General features: G+C 53.2%; 12 protein-coding genes. 11 read left to right on the forward strand and 1 reads right to left on the reverse strand.

Going from position 1 to position 14,884, the window contains the following annotated elements; translation table 11 throughout:
- Positions 1-191: 191 nt before the first annotated feature.
- The 3 genes from ACWAU0_RS18000 to ACWAU0_RS18010 all read left to right on the forward strand — a co-directional run bounded on the left by ACWAU0_RS18000 (position 192) and on the right by ACWAU0_RS18010 (position 4,411).
- Positions 192-1,106 carry an ABC transporter ATP-binding protein gene (locus tag ACWAU0_RS18000; protein ID WP_458137484.1) on the forward strand — a complete coding sequence of 305 codons (915 nt, stop codon included), beginning with the start codon at positions 192-194 and terminating at the stop codon, positions 1,104-1,106.
- Positions 1,103-2,398: an ABC transporter permease gene (locus ACWAU0_RS18005; protein ID WP_458137485.1), complete on the forward strand. Its 1,296-nt coding sequence runs from the start codon at positions 1,103-1,105 to the stop codon at positions 2,396-2,398. Before ACWAU0_RS18000 ends, ACWAU0_RS18005 begins: the two co-directional genes overlap by 4 nt.
- 165 nt (positions 2,399-2,563) lie before the next feature.
- Positions 2,564-4,411: an ATP-binding response regulator gene (locus ACWAU0_RS18010; RefSeq protein WP_458137486.1), complete on the forward strand. Its 1,848-nt coding sequence runs from the start codon at positions 2,564-2,566 to the stop codon at positions 4,409-4,411.
- An 89-nt stretch (positions 4,412-4,500) separates the two neighbouring features.
- Here ACWAU0_RS18010 and ACWAU0_RS18015 read toward each other — a convergent pair whose 3' ends face one another.
- Positions 4,501-5,175 carry a response regulator gene (locus ACWAU0_RS18015; RefSeq protein WP_458137487.1) on the reverse strand — a complete coding sequence of 225 codons (675 nt, stop codon included), beginning with the start codon at positions 5,173-5,175 and terminating at the stop codon, positions 4,501-4,503.
- Positions 5,176-5,668: 493 nt separating this feature from the next.
- On the opposite strand from ACWAU0_RS18015, the gene ACWAU0_RS18020 reads away from it, so the two are divergent.
- The 8 genes from ACWAU0_RS18020 (at position 5,669) to ACWAU0_RS18055 (ending at position 14,760) form a co-directional block, all read left to right on the forward strand.
- Positions 5,669-7,423: a patatin-like phospholipase family protein gene (locus tag ACWAU0_RS18020; RefSeq protein ID WP_458137488.1), complete on the forward strand. Its 1,755-nt coding sequence runs from the start codon at positions 5,669-5,671 to the stop codon at positions 7,421-7,423.
- A gap of 32 nt (positions 7,424-7,455) precedes the next feature.
- Positions 7,456-7,923 carry a M15 family metallopeptidase gene (locus ACWAU0_RS18025; protein WP_319960841.1) on the forward strand — a complete coding sequence of 156 codons (468 nt, stop codon included), beginning with the start codon at positions 7,456-7,458 and terminating at the stop codon, positions 7,921-7,923.
- Between the two features lie 71 nt (positions 7,924-7,994).
- Complete coding sequence (locus tag ACWAU0_RS18030) at positions 7,995-8,393, forward strand: hypothetical protein (protein ID WP_458137489.1); 399 nt, start codon at positions 7,995-7,997, stop codon at positions 8,391-8,393.
- Between the two features lie 53 nt (positions 8,394-8,446).
- Positions 8,447-9,259, forward strand: coding sequence for a lipase family protein (locus ACWAU0_RS18035; protein WP_458137490.1), 813 nt, complete (start codon positions 8,447-8,449; stop codon positions 9,257-9,259).
- Between the two features lie 109 nt (positions 9,260-9,368).
- Entirely contained in the window at positions 9,369-11,135 is a 1,767-nt protein-coding gene (locus ACWAU0_RS18040) for a T6SS phospholipase effector Tle1-like catalytic domain-containing protein (RefSeq protein ID WP_458137491.1), read from the forward strand.
- Positions 11,136-11,201: 66 nt separating this feature from the next.
- The gene (locus tag ACWAU0_RS18045) at positions 11,202-11,834 is read left to right on the forward strand and encodes a glycoside hydrolase family 19 protein (protein WP_458137492.1); all 633 of its coding nucleotides are present in this window, start codon (positions 11,202-11,204) and stop codon (positions 11,832-11,834) included.
- A 350-nt stretch (positions 11,835-12,184) separates the two neighbouring features.
- Entirely contained in the window at positions 12,185-13,393 is a 1,209-nt protein-coding gene (locus tag ACWAU0_RS18050; protein ID WP_458137493.1) for a hypothetical protein, read from the forward strand.
- 2 nt (positions 13,394-13,395) lie between these two features.
- Positions 13,396-14,760: a lipase family protein gene (locus ACWAU0_RS18055; protein WP_458137494.1), complete on the forward strand. Its 1,365-nt coding sequence runs from the start codon at positions 13,396-13,398 to the stop codon at positions 14,758-14,760.
- Positions 14,761-14,884: the final 124 nt, after the last annotated feature.

The raw sequence follows: 14,884 nt of genomic DNA on the forward strand, positions 1-14,884 counted from the left end.
CGCATGGTCAAGCGGGATTGGTGTAGGCCTTAATTTCGGGCGTACTCGGAGTTTATCAGCCAAACTCACCCCAGAAATGCAGCAAAATTCATACCCAAGCAGCCTAAGCCGATAATCGGCGTCTGGCAAACCAAAAAGCGGTATCATCAAACCCGCATCATTTTTTACCCAAGCCTTCACTAAAGCTAAACATGATCTCCGTCGATAAGCTGATTTTCGAATACCCAGGCCTACGCGCATTGGACGATGTGTCGTTCGACATCGCTGCCGGCAGCATCACCGCGCTGGTCGGCCCCAACGGCGCCGGCAAAACCACGCTGCTGCGCTGCATAGCGGCGCTGGATCAACCGGTCAGCGGTGCGATCAACATCGCCGGCATCAATGTATTGGAACAACCGCGCGAGTGCCATCGCATCATCGGCTACTTATCGGATTTTTTTGGGCTTTATCAACGCTTGACGGTGCGGCAATGCCTGCATTTCGTGGCCCGCGCCCAGGGCATTTTTGCAGCTGATTGCCCGGCCGCTATCGAAGCTGTCAGCCGGCGTTTGCATATTCAAGATAGATTGGAAAACAGCCCGGCCGAATTATCGCGCGGCTTACGTCAACGGGTAGCCATCGCCCAGGCCATCATCCACAAACCGCCGGTGGTGTTGCTAGACGAACCGGCATCCGGCTTGGACCCGGAAGCCCGCCACGAACTGGCCGAGCTATTTTTAGACCTGCAAGCCCAAGGCATGACGCTGCTGGTGTCCTCACATATCCTCGCGGAACTGGAAGCCTATTGCACCGATATGCTAGTGCTGCGTCACGGCAAGATCGTCGAACAGGTTGCGGTGAAAGCGCCGTCCCTACTTAAACCGTTTAAATTGCTGTTGGCACATCCAATAGAACACCTGCTGCAACGCCTGCAATCGCTACCCAATGTTAAGGTGTTGAATAGCGACGATAAACAACAAGCCTTATTGCAGCTGAACGGCGACGCGGCTCAACAACACCAAGTGTTGAAAGCCCTCATCGCGCTGGATTTACCGGTCTGCGAGTTCGCACCTGCTGCCAGCAATCTGCAAGACGCTTACCTACAAACTATCCGCCACAGCTCATGAATCTGAATCCCGAATTTGAACGCCAGCTGATTTTGGAATGCTCGCCAGCTCGGCTGGTCGGTGCGCCAATCGTGCTGGGCACGGTGTTTACCTTAAGCTATTTTTTGGACGACTACCGGCTGGGCAGCATCACCGCGCAAGCCGCTTTGACGCTGTTCATGTTGATCACGCTGCTATGGGGCACCCGGCAAAGCCTGGACAGCATTGTTGAAGAATACCGCGACCGCACCTGGGATACGCAACGCCTGTCGGCTCTGGGGCCGTGGGAAATGACCTGGGGTAAACTGCTGGGCAGCACCAGTATGGTTTGGTACTGCGCGGGCATTTGTTTACTGGTCCATGCGCTGGCGACCGACAATCCGGCCGCCCTACCCTTATTGTTTTTTTACGCCATTGGCACTGCATTACTGGTACAAAGCGCCGGTCTTTTGTTGGGTTTGCTGGCAGTGCAACGCGGCCAGCTAAAAACCGGTTCGATACTCATTTTGGTATTGGTGGGTTTCCTTGTTTTTATGCCGTCTTTGACTGATTTAACCGAAACGGCCAATTATTTGTCCGGTCATTTTCAAAGCAACACCTGGTATAACCTGACTGTTAACTCACAGACTTTGCACCAAATAAGCCTGCTTTGCGCCTTATTCTGGTGCGTCATGGGCAATTATCGCTTGCTGGCGCAAGACTTGAGTTTGCGAAATTTGCCCTGGGCCTGGCTGGGTTTTACGCTGTTTTTGATTGTCTATTTGGGCGGCTTTATTCCCAATACCCACTATTCCTTTTCCCTGGCTGCTTTAGCCGTTTGCAGCGCTTTAACTTTCATTGGCGTCATCGTCGAACGGCACGAGCCAATGCGCATCAAACGCTTACTGGATTATTGGCGACAAGCGAATTGGCGCCGAGTGGGTGAGGAACTACCCTTGAGCGCATTGAGTTTTGCGCTAAGCCTGCCGTTTGCGATATTTCTGAGCTTCCAAGAGCAACGCTTTGCCTGGCTGGACATCTCCCTGCATGCCTACCCACTGGCAGTCGCACTATTAGTACTACGCGATTGCGCCGTTTACCTGTTTTTTTGCTACGGCAAAAATCCGCAACGCGCGTTTAGCCTGAGTTTACTGTCCGCGGCGCTGCTTTACGGCATTCTCCCCGGCTTGTTCGGCGCGGTCGGCATGACCGGCGTTTCAGCCTTATTCTTTCCACTATGGGCGGATTCTGCATTCTCGGCGTTAGCTTTTGCCGCGCTGCAATGTGCGCTGATTTTACGCCTGCTTTATCAACGCTGGCGGCAAAGTGTTTAAGGCCGATAGAATTTGTTGGTGCGTTAGCTAACTTTTCTTGCTTAGGCCTACCGGAATAGAGAAAATAAAGCCCAGCTACAAAAACAACAATAACTTGGCTATCGGAAACACTGATGCGCTCTTTGCGCCGCATCGAGTACGATGGTTGCGACCGGGACCGGCGGCATGCGCATACCAAATCCATTCATCGAACATCTTGCCAGCAAGGCTTTTTTTCGCGCCCCCACCCACCAACCGCTCCGACGTTTTCTCGATACCAAACTATCGCTCAGCCTCACCAAACTGTTTGCCATCCCGCAATTTGATGAAGATAGCGAACGGCAGTTTTGGGAAGAACGTTACCTAGTATTACTAAGCCCCCTCAAATGGGCGTTAGGCTTGGGAGCCATCGCATTCCTGGTCTATATCCTGCTGGATCTGCATACTGGTAATACCTCAACCGCAGAAGCCATCTTAAGACTTCCCATAGTCCTGGTACTTTTGGGCTTATTCAGATACCTAAATGTCTGCGTAGAAGCGGCGGCAAAAATCAACACCATCGCCAAACTCAGCGCCGGACTGTCCGCAGCCAATTTAATCGCCATCTTGCTATACGACGGTAATCCTCGCTACTACGCCGAAACCTGGCCGGCCCTATTGCCCATGTATTTTTTCAGTTACGGGCAAATGTTCATGTCGTTGCGAGCGACAATAAGTTTTGGCTGGAGTACCGCGCTGACCATGCCGCTGGCCGGCTATTGGCTTGGACTGACCATGATTGACTTGATCCCGTCTATGCTGAATCTTTGCATCGTCAATATCTTCGGCGTCTGCACTCGTTGCCAATTGGAAGCTTACGCCCGCAAATCCTTCAGTGAAAAGCGCAAAGTGGAACTGGTCGCCGAGCGTAAGAGCCGCTTCTTGCGGCAGCTCAGCCACAATTTGCGGCAACCACTGCAGGCCCTGAGTTGCTATTCCTCCGTCATGGAGGCAGCCTGTATGGACCCTGCCACTCAATCATTGCAACATATCGCCGGGCGTATGGGCTTTGCGATTGATGAACTGAACCGCGCCGTCAACCATATTTTGGACATTGGCAACCTGGAAAACGGCACGCAACGTCCGTTGCTGACTACCGTCGACATCAATTTGTTGCTGGCCGCATTAGAAAACCAGTTTGCCCCACAAGCCGCCAAACGCGGCCTGAATTTGATCGTGCATCTCCGTCGAAGCCCACCTTATAACGTCCACAGCGACGCCAGCATTTTGAGCCAGATCATCGGCAACCTGCTGGATAACGCGATCAAATACACCAATAGCGGCTGGATCATACTGACGGCCGTCAAAATCGGCCCGGACTGCTTGCAAATCCATGTGCGCGATAGTGGCCCCGGTATCTCGACGGACATACGCGGCGACATCTTCAAGGAATTTGTCCGCGGCCAGCGCCGCAATAACGACCCCAGCGCGCATGGTTTGGGGATTGGTCTGGCTTATGTATCCACCGCCGTCCAACATCTACCCGATCACGAACTGGCATTGCATTCCAAACCGGGACGCGGCTGCGACTTTAAACTGAGCGTACCCATCGCTCAACCCAGTTTGACCAATTTCGAATCACCGGCGCCTATCGGCGACTTTGCCGGCCGTCTGATCCTGGTTGTGGACGATGACGCCGAAACACTCGAAGCTCTGAGCTGCCGACTACAAGCCTGGGGCTGCGACGTACAAACCGCGACTTCGCTTGTCGAAACCCGACTGGCTCTGGCCGACACTCTACAAGTGCCGGACTTACTGATTACCGATTTTTACCTGGGTAACACCGAAACCGCCCACAACATTATCGCCGCCGTCCACGCCGATTGCGGTCCGGTGCCGATCTTGGTGCTGTCGGCGGAAGGCATCTGCGAAGAGGACAAAGCCCACTGGCCGGCCGGTACTCAGTTGTTGCGCAAGCCGGCGAAGTCCAATGTGCTAATGGCGACGATAGTTAAGGCGTTAGAGCGCGAGACGGAGAATGCACAACTTATTTGAGCCTGCCATCGCGCCTACGTCTCTACGCGACCGCAAAAACGCTGCCAATTCCCCCCCATTTATAAAAATAGGGAAAAGGGGGAGATTTTCTACAATCCTGCTCCGGTCAACCCAAACACAATCCCTTGCTCGAACAACTTCACCAGCAATTCGGTCCGCCGTGACACCCCGAATTTCTGGAAAATAGGCCGCAAATGATTCCTGACCGTCTGCTCCTGAATGTTTAACCGCTTGGCAATCGACTTATTGGTATGCCCGCAGGCAATCCAACGCAGAATTTCAAATTCGCGCGGCGTCAGACCCAAGCTGGTCGGACTGGTTTTTGGCTGAATGCCGGACATTGAGTCGTCACTGCTTGCGGCTACCGACGGCTTACCAGCCATAGCCGCCGGCAAATACACCTTGCCAAACAACACGTCGCGCAAAGCCTCGACAAAGGCCTGCCGCGACACAGTCTTGACCACAAACCCCATCGCTCCGGATTTCAGGGCTTGAAATACCACGTCCCGGTCTTCCACCCCGGAGAACATCACCACGCACAAATCCGGAAACACCTGTTTCAGCTCGGTTAAACCGTCCAGACCACTTCGATCCGGCAGCTGCAAGTCCAGCAATACCAAATGCAAAGTCTGAACCCGCGCAATCGCCAGACCGGCGGCGAAACTCTCCGCCTCGAACACCTGCGCGTCCGGGTAAATCTGTTTCAACAAACAGGCCACCCCTTCGCGCGCGCAAAAGTGGTCGTCGATTAACAAAATATTCACAGTCTTCATCCCCGTAGCAAGCCTGATTGGCGGATTGTAACCCCGTACAGCCCACAATAGACCCAGTACACTTGTACTAGTACGGAAAACAAGTGGCAGTGGGAATTGCGTTGGGCCAGAATCCTTATAGGCAAAACCAAAGAGGCACCGACATGGCAAGTATCCATCGCCAACTTGGCTGCCGGCTCGACTTAGCCTGTGCTCACGGCTATCACATCTGGCTGAGCAAGCACTCAAAAGCTATTATTAAACCGGCGCTCAAATATAGCCGCCCCGCGTATGCGGGGCCCAATTTTCAAGGTGGGTTCCCGCTTCCGCGGGAATGAGGGAACCAGGGAATCTAAGGACCGGGTTAATAAAAGAGGCGGCAAAGCAATCAAGACCTAACCCGACTGGGTTTTATCGTGTAATTTCGAGTTTATTGGCAAACAAAGTTTCGATCTTTTTCATTTAATATTAATTTCTACGCGGACATTAACAGGGCAACGGTACCATGGCCAATTTCAAAGATCTGCAAGGAAAACCAACAGATTTCGACCAATGCTTCCCCGATGTTGTCAAATACGACCCCGCCTCGAAAACCTTCGAAATTGGGTTGGTCATGGGCGGTACGGTGTCGTCAGGCGCCTATACCGCAGGCGTAATCGATTTCCTGATCGAAGCGTTGGACAACTGGCAAACCGCTAAAGAAAACGGTGAAGACGTACCGGACTGGAAGGTCAAACTCAAAGTGGTGACCGGCACTTCCGGTGGTGGGGTCACGGCTGCGTTGTTAGCGCGAGCATTGTCCTTCGATTTTCCGCCGGTTCGTAAAGCGTCAAGCCCTAGCGATCAAGAAGCTAACCCTTTCTACCGAATCTGGGTCAAGGAAGTCGATATTCATAAAATGCTGGATACCGCTGATATCGAAGGCCCGGAGCCGACGGTTTCCTTGTTGAATGCACGTGTGCTCGATAACTGCGCTTGGATGATCGCCAATTTTGACAAGGCCTTCCCCAGCCTGACGCTCAAAGCCAAAACCCGCGAGTTTATCGAAAATCCGCTACCAATTTATCTGACCCTGACCAACTTGCGCGGCATCCCTTACCGGATCGACATGGGCGATAATGGCCTGCAGCAGGAATACGTCAATCATGCCGACCATGTGCGGATGGCAGTTTTTAGTCAAGGGCTGAATCCTAATTATCAGGTTCGCCCGGATGAGTTTACGGTAGGCGGCAACACAAAAAACGCCATTCCATGGGATCAGGCCGTGCAATATGCTTTGGGTACCTCTGCTTTCCCGCTCGGATTTCCGTTGCGCGCTTTGTCACGACCGATCACGCATTATCGCTACCGCGCCATTATCTTGCCTAATTCGAATGATCCCATTCGCCATATCGACCCGATCTGGACCGAATTGGCTGTTGAGCCGATCACTACTTCTCAGGGCATGGTCGCCGACGTCGTCGCTGATGAGTACCATTTTGCCGCCGCCGACGGCGGCATGACCAACAACGAACCTATCGAATTGTGCCGATCCGCACTGGCAGGTTTTTTAAATTCCAACCCTCGTGGCGGCGATGATGCACATCGCGCCTTGATTTTGATTGATCCCTTTGCCGACCAGGCTTCGCTGGGTCCAAAGGATCAGCCCGAGCTATTGAAATCGATTCCCCCCCTGCTGAGTGCTTGGAAAAATCAGGTCCGCTACGATAGCCGCGATCTGATGCTGGCTGCGGACAGCAACATTTTCAGCCGTTTTATGATTACCGCCAAACGCGACGGCGAGGTCGCAGGGGGTAAGTCCATCGCCACGGCATGTGCTTCTGCTTTTGGTGGATTTTTAAGTGAGCGTTTCCGCCGTCACGATTTCTTGTTGGGCCGTAAAAACTGCCAGGACTTTCTGATCAGCACCTTCAATTTGCCGGTTTCCAATTTATTGGTCAAAGACTGGGCAAACGCTCATACTGCCAGCTCATTAATTTCAAACGGTAAAATTAGCTTAATTCCTCTTTGCGGTAGCAGCCAGTTTCCCGAGCAGACAGAGCCTTATCCAAAAGACGAATTTGACTTGGATGCCGCCGATTTTCAAGCCCCCTTGGCAAAACGTATCGCCCGTTTGATTGAAAAAGCCAAAGGCCGCATTAGTCCGCACGGTGTATTTCCCCAGCTCTATCTGGCCCCTTTGTTCGAAAATTCCAAGGACGGTTTACAAACCAAAATCAACGATTGGTTAAAAACGGCTTTGCGAGAGTGGGGGCTGTAAATTCATTATTTAACAACTTTTAAGGAACCATCATGAGTGGATTTAAATTGGGCGAAAAATCCCTTAAAGAACTTAACGGCGTCCATGCCGATTTGGTGGCCGTTGTCAAACGGGCCATAGAACTCACCAGCCAGGACTTCTCCGTTCACGACGGCATTAGGACACTGGCCGAACAGCAAAAATTGGTTCAATCCGGCGCGTCCCAGACGTTGGATTCCCGGCACATCACCGGACATGCGGTCGATTTGGTACCATATATCAACGGCAAACTGCGTTGGGAGTGGGAGCCTATTTACAAAATTGCCGACGCGGTGCGCACTGCCGCGAAAGAACTGAATGTGCCGATCCGCTGGGGTGGTGCCTGGGATGTCACTTTAACCAATACCGACGAAGCGCCGGAAGACTTGGTTGCCGATTACACGGCATTACGTAAAAAGGCAGGGAAAAAGGCCTTCATTGACGGTCCGCATTTCGAGTTGCCAAAAGCAAAATATCCGTAACGCCTTGGCTGCACGGCTACCGACATTTACATACCATCCGCTGACTTTTGAACATTAAACCCTAAGCAAGCATGAAATTAGAACCCAACCACACCCATCAAGTAGACGTTGATCCTCATCACCGCTATTACCCCACCGGCTTGGACGTTGCTGTTGGTGAGAAATATCAATTTACTGCGTCCGGCAGTTGGCGAGATGCTTCGCATATTTGCGGCCCCACGGGTTGGCGAGAAGACTGGACTCAGTATGTGGCACGATTTAGCCGTTTACCGGACTACGACTTGTTTTACTTGTGCGGTGCAATCGACGAGAATGAAAAGAACAATTTTCCGATCGGCGCATCAGCCGAAGTCACGATGACAGCGAACGGTAAGCTCAGTCTATTCGCCAACGACTTGTGGCTGTTTTACTGCAATAACTACCGAGTTCACGATGCGCCCATGTTGGCGAACATTCGGCGAACTGCCTAGTGATTGAATTTGACTATCGCGATAGGCCAACACTCCAACCTTTGGTGATCAAAATGAAACAACTCACTATAGAACCCAACAACACCCAGTTTTCGCTGCCGAACGCCTATGCGCTGGCTTTAGCTTCCAAATTGGCGTATGCCACGGAAGCCGAGGTTTTGAACAAACTGTCGGTGCAAGGCTTTAGCGGCCGATTTATCGACGGCAGCAAAATCGCCGGCTCCAGCCAGGATACCCAGGCCTTTATTGCCCACAGCGGCAGTGTCATCGTGATTGCCTTTCGCGGCACCGAAAAAGTGCCGGAAGACTGGTGCGCCGACGCCAAGATGGCATTTCGCTCCACGCCACACGGCAACATCCACACTGGCTTCGACGATGCTCTCGACGCCATTTGGGATACCTTGATCGATACCCTGGAAAGCGTCCATCAATACGGCCAGTCGTTGTGGCTGACCGGCCATAGCCTGGGCGGCGCGTTGGCGGTGCTGGCGGCGGCGCGTCTGACGCTGGACATCGACCAACGCATCTACAAATCCATCAACGGTTTGTATACCTTCGGCCAGCCACGGGTCGGCGACCGCCGCTTCGTCACCGAAATGGACCAAGCCCTGAAGCCGCGCTATTTCCGTTTTGTTAACGATAACGACATCGTGCCGCGCGTACCCGACCGGCTAAACAAATATCAGGAAGGCGGCAGTATTCGCTTCTTCGATTCGGAAGGCAAATTACACGAGGATGTCGGTTACTGGTTTAAATTCATGGAACGGATTAAAGGCTCGCTAAACCAAAAACTCGATTTAATTCCATCCTTTATCGAACATCATTTCATCGACCGATATATTCAAAATATCGAGAAGAATTTATGATCTCCAGGCAAACGCAGTTGCCGAGTCGGAACGTACATATGGGACAGTTTAAGCAAGGCCTCGGTCAATAATAATAACGGCAAACCCGCCAATTCAAGAGAGGTATACCATGAGCACTAAAAACATCGTTCTCTGTTCCGACGGCACCGGCAACAAGGGCGGGTACGGTAGCGACAGCAACGTGTACAAAACCTATAAGGCGGTGGATGTCACCAGCGGCAACGCCCATCAATATACCTTCTACGACCAGGGCGTCGGCACCGACAAAAGCGACACCAGCAAAAACAAATATTGGACCGCTATGTCCGGCGCGTTCGGTTTCGGTTTTCGCGACAATGTCTTGCATCTTTATCACTTCCTGGCCCGTAGCTATAAACCGGGCGACAAGATTTTTTTATTCGGTTTCAGCCGGGGCGCCGCGACAGTACGCGCCTTTGCCGGGTTTCTGAATGCGTGCGGCTTGGTCGATATCCGCCATGCCCAAGGGCCTAGCGGCTTTGATTCCGACCGGTTCGAAGACTTGGTCAACCAAGCTTTTGCTTGTTACCGAAGCAAGGACGCCGCCAAGCAGCAAGCCTTCAAGGACCAATACGCGCTTGCCGGTGACGGTTACGCGCCCGGCGGCAATTTAGCGATTCATTTTATCGGTGTCTGGGATACGGTATCGGCGTTGGGTTTCCCGAAAGATTTCAGTTGGGCGCTCGAATATCTCTTCGGCGCGTTGGATAAATTCACAGACCAATTCCCGAAACTGGCGCATAACTTCTACGACTTCAAACTAAATAACTCGATACAAAACGCCTATCACGCATTGTCGATAGACGACGAGCGGCAAACCTTTCACCCGCTGGTCTGGGATGAGCGCCATTTCAACAACACTGTCGAACAGGTCTGGTTTGCCGGCGTGCATTCCAACGTCGGCGGCGGTTACCCGCGCACAGGCATGTCGGATGTCGCGCTGGTCTGGATGCTGGAAAAAGCAATGGCCCACGGACTGATTGTTTATGACGACGTGCTGACCTCGTATCGGGAAAGCGCCAACGTCTACGATAAACTGTACGACTCCCGCGACGGCGTTGGCTTGTATTACCGCTACGGGCCGCGCAACCTGCGCGCCCTATCGCTGGACCCCGATACCGACGAACCGATGCTGAAGGGCAATATCGCCGTGCATTTCAGCGCCTACCGCAAACTCAAGGAATTCAGCGAAGGCTACGCGCCGGACGGCATGCCGGCCCGCTTCGATGTAGTCGATGTGGTTGATGCATCGGGCCAGCTACAACGCTTTACCACCGATGCCCTCGAAAATCACGCTAAACCGCAGCACGAAAGCAAACCGGACTGGCCTACGCTAGATGCGGCCGGCAATAAAATCATTCAATCCCGGAAATACCTTTACCGAGCGTTCGTTGAAATCACGATGCTGATCATCATCGTCGCCAGTGTTTTTTGGAAAAATCCGCCCGAGTCTGTTATCGAGCTAAACGACTGCGAAGCAACCCATGTTCAGATTGCCCGAATTCACATCGAATCCGGCAATCAAACCTGCGACAAGGCGTCGCTGGCCGGTAACGATTATTTCAGCATCACGCAAAAAGTCTTGGACGTGCCGGACTCGGTTCAGTACCAAGCTTGTGGGGACGAGAGTGAGCCGAAATTCTGCGCGGCGGCGACTAATAGGCCATTACGTTTGCTAGGCGACCTGCTTCGCTATGTCACGCCCGTCTATTTCGAAAACTTCATTACTTACGTGGTCGAGGTTCATCCGTGGATATCGGTGCTGATGCTCGCGGTCTTGTTGGCAATGAGGGAAACTCGAAAACGTCTGGTCAATAAGCTCGACAAAATCTGTCGGCAGATGACGGACCTGCTATAGCGTTAGAGCCAAGCCGCCGAACCACACGCTCGGTGGCTATCGATCACAGAAATGAGAGGTAACCATATGATAGACGCCACGTTACTTAAAACCGCTCTCCCCCAATGCAAAACCCCTGACATCTGGGCCGACGCGTTGAATCCAGCCATGGAGCAATTTCAAATCAACAATCCCGGCCGCATCGCCTGCTTTCTGGCCCAGACCGGCCACGAATCCAGCCAGTTCAACCGCTTGACCGAAGGCCTTTACTACAAAACGGCCGCCCGATTGGTGGCGGTCTGGCCCAAGCGTTTTCCGACCGAAGCCGTCGCGTCTCCCTATGTCGCCAACGAAGAGAAATTAGCAAATTACATCTACGCCAACCGCATCGGCAACGGCCCGGAAAGTTCGGGCGACGGCTATCGGTTTCGCGGCCGGGGCTTGATTCAAATCACCGGCCGCAGCAACTACGCGGATGTCGGCAAGGCCCTGGGCGTCGATTTGATCGCTCAGCCAGAATTGCTGATTGAACCGAAATGGGCAGCGTTGAGCGCGGCCTACTTTTGGTTTGGCCACGGCTTGAACGCATTGGCAGACGATGAAACCAACGATAACGATATCGAGGACTTCACTTCCATCACGAAGAAAATCAACGGTGGCACCGCCGGCTTACAAGATCGTCTGGCTTTGTATAGATCGATCAAGCCCTTAGTGAAGTAAGCGGAAAAGTGATCGGGCATTGGCTGGCCAACTGAGCGATCACTAGAACAGGTTGCTGCGGATTGCGATAGGCGTGTCTAAAGCGCACCCGGCGCGCCCTACCCAGAAGCTAGACTAGGCGGTGCGCCTTTCTCGATTGCGTAGAAGTACAAACCTGGGATTGCAATCCCAAGGGTTGGGAGGCCCGGCAACCCAGGCTGGCGCACCAATTTAAATGTAAGCCAGCCGACAGTTTTCAATAGTGCTTTTATACTCGATCCGCGCGAAACCTAAACGCGGCGCGACGCAATCATGAATGGCGCCGCGCCGGAACGGATTCGGCAACGGCCTTATCGGTTGTCGAAATAATAATGACTCACGCCACAGGACAAACCATGGACAACGCCTATTTCTCCACTACACGCCTTTTACCCTGGCTGCTGGCAGCCTCCACCGGTCTGGTCGTCGGCTGCGCCGAGACGCCGAAAGCGCCAGTGGCCACGGTAAGCCACCTACCGGCCTTCGAGAAAATTAAAGACAAACTACAGGCGTTGAATCTGACGCTACCCAAACCGGTAACCCATATCGACGCCGCCGGATTCGTCGGCTGCATGGCGCCTTTAACTTCGCGCCTCGAACCCGGATTGGTCAAGGCACTAGGCAATCTAAAAGCCGAACTCGACAAACTGCACGACTTGGACGATGCCAATCTGCTTGGCAAGCCATCGCTGATTTCCGATCTGTTGGACAACTTGACCACCTCGCCGCACTTCGACGGCCCTGCCGGCCTGGCCGACAAAATCAAAACCGGTCTGACAGAGCACCGCAAACAGCTTCATGAGCGCCTGAAAACCGAAACCGCCCTGCTCGCCGCTGACACCGAGCAAGTTCTGAAACTCGAAGAAGACTATCTAAAGGCCTATTTCATAAAAGGCGGCGCGCAATGGTTGTCCCAAGCCATTAAAAACCCCGCCGAACAAACCGAGCTGCGGCAACAAGCCGCGTCAGTTTTAAAGCTGAACCCTGATGATCCCAAGCTGGAGAAAGTTCTGGCCTTGTTCGACAAGCAACTCGGCAAAGCCACCGGCAAACTGGCGCAAAAAAGCCGCGGCTTCGTCGGCCGCGACGGTACCCAATACGGCTATCCCGGCATCGTCGAAACCGGCAACCAAGTCAGCATCGATCACAGCCAAATCGCCGCCGACACCTTGCGTATCACCTTGGAAGCCTTCCGCGACCATTACGCGCCGTTGCCGGTTCTGCCGAATACCAACGCCGCCGCCAGCTTGAAAGATTACGTCATAGATTTCAACAAACCGGTGCACTGGGTTTACGACCGCCGCGACGGTGCCTCTGCCACTATTACCATCGACGAAGCCGGCTTCCAAGCGATCGAAGCCCAGGCCCGTAAAGCTGAAGCCAGTGTCGCCGGGGCAGTTGGCAAGGCCATCCGCGGGGGGGCGTGGGGTGCGTTGAACAACGAAGCGGTCGCCAAACTGGCGGAAACTGCCGCCGGCGTCGTCGCCCGCCACATAACGGAACGCGGTCAATGGTGCTTAAAAGCGCAACAAGGGGGCTAGTGATGAAATGGTTTACCTATCCACACCCGCAGCTACCTTTAACTTGTCTTGGCCTGTCCTTGCTCGCCTCGGGTTGTGCTACAGCACCTACGCCTCATTCCTTGGCACCCTATCAAAACTTACGCGATCAGGCTGTCGTTTCCAATATCATTCCAGCCGAGTTCTCGGCGGCGGAAGCTGCTTCGTTATTGGAGCTATGCATCGAACTGAACAACCAGGACGACCGCAACAATCCCAAGTTTAAAGATCCTGAGGGCCAATTTCAGGCCAAGCCCGATGATTGGCGGCTAGTCTATGACAGTCGCTACCCAGGCAACGCCGATTGGAACAAAGTTTGGTCTTGGAATGGTGAAGGGGAGAATCCCAACGACATCAAAACCAACGGTCTCAAACCACTGAATAATGCCTGGATCATGGCAGAATCCAAGCAAAATCCAGGACACATTGCGATAGCGATTCGCGGCACGGTAGCCGAATGGACCAGCATCCTGGCTGATGCCTATGCCAGCACCATCCCAGCATTCGGCGGCATTGAACTCCCTAAAAACCGCTCGCTGCCCATCGCCTTTGCCGCCACACCGAGTGCGGAAGTACATTTAGGATTTGCCTACGCCGCATTCTCGCTGCTATTCGATCAGCAGCGAGGCATTCTCGAGCAACTGCAACAGCGCTTGGCAACGCAGCCGATAAACCGAATTACAGTAACCGGGCACAGCCAAGGTGCAGCGGTCGCAACGCTAATCCACGCCTTTTTATACTACGCCACCGTCGATCAGCAGAACCCCTATCAATTGCCGCTCAAGAGTAAACCGATACTCAAATCCTACCTATTTGCACAGCCCAAACCCGGCAACTTACAGTTTGCCCAAGACTTTGCAAGAATCGCCGGTTCTACCGCTTTTGTGGTCAACAACGACCGCGACCCAGTGCCGCAAGTACCTTTAAGCTTGGAAACCGTATCCGAAGTCACCCGTTTCGTGACGGAAGATAATGTCAGCGTCGGCGGGATTTTGAATCATGTGTCCGATTTCTTTGGTGACGCCAAGGAAGCCGTGCGGGGCTCAATAGCAGAGTTATTTACCGGGCACGTTGCCGACGACTTTGAAAACACCGGTGTAAAAGCCAGCGTAGCCAAATATTTTGGCAACGCGCCGGCCAACAACCCGGAAATCCACGCCAAATCACTGAATTACACGCTGGCCGGACAATTGATACCGGTTTTCGGTGTCAAGGAAGGCGGCGACTGCTACACAATCGGTAAACAGCCTGACATTCTGTTGCAGCACCACGCCACTAGCTATCGAAAGCTGATTAATGCTCAGTTGTTACGTCGGGACAGCCGCTGCGGAAACCCGAATAACCCGTAATTCAGAAATAGGCTAAACCCATTCATCTCCTAAATAAAACGGTGATCGGAATCCCTCACTGCCCTGCTGGATGCACGCAAACAGGGCTGTATCTCAGCATGTTTTGAGCAGATAGTCCGTTTTC

The organism is Methylomonas sp. Uni0009, assembly GCF_054188105.3.

Excerpts from the sequence above, each read along its gene's own strand:
- ACWAU0_RS18000 (WP_458137484.1), top strand. The coding sequence starts at position 192 with ATGATCTCCGTCGATAAGCTGATTTTCGAATACCCAGGCCTACGCGCA.
- ACWAU0_RS18005 (WP_458137485.1), top strand. The coding sequence starts at position 1,103 with ATGAATCTGAATCCCGAATTTGAACGCCAGCTGATTTTGGAATGCTCG.
- ACWAU0_RS18010 (WP_458137486.1), top strand. The coding sequence starts at position 2,564 with ATGCGCATACCAAATCCATTCATCGAACATCTTGCCAGCAAGGCTTTT.
- ACWAU0_RS18020 (WP_458137488.1), top strand. The coding sequence starts at position 5,669 with ATGGCCAATTTCAAAGATCTGCAAGGAAAACCAACAGATTTCGACCAA.
- ACWAU0_RS18025 (WP_319960841.1), top strand. The coding sequence starts at position 7,456 with ATGAGTGGATTTAAATTGGGCGAAAAATCCCTTAAAGAACTTAACGGC.
- ACWAU0_RS18030 (WP_458137489.1), top strand. The coding sequence starts at position 7,995 with ATGAAATTAGAACCCAACCACACCCATCAAGTAGACGTTGATCCTCAT.
- ACWAU0_RS18035 (WP_458137490.1), top strand. The coding sequence starts at position 8,447 with ATGAAACAACTCACTATAGAACCCAACAACACCCAGTTTTCGCTGCCG.
- ACWAU0_RS18040 (WP_458137491.1), top strand. The coding sequence starts at position 9,369 with ATGAGCACTAAAAACATCGTTCTCTGTTCCGACGGCACCGGCAACAAG.
- ACWAU0_RS18045 (WP_458137492.1), top strand. The coding sequence starts at position 11,202 with ATGATAGACGCCACGTTACTTAAAACCGCTCTCCCCCAATGCAAAACC.
- ACWAU0_RS18050 (WP_458137493.1), top strand. The coding sequence starts at position 12,185 with ATGACTCACGCCACAGGACAAACCATGGACAACGCCTATTTCTCCACT.
- ACWAU0_RS18055 (WP_458137494.1), top strand. The coding sequence starts at position 13,396 with ATGAAATGGTTTACCTATCCACACCCGCAGCTACCTTTAACTTGTCTT.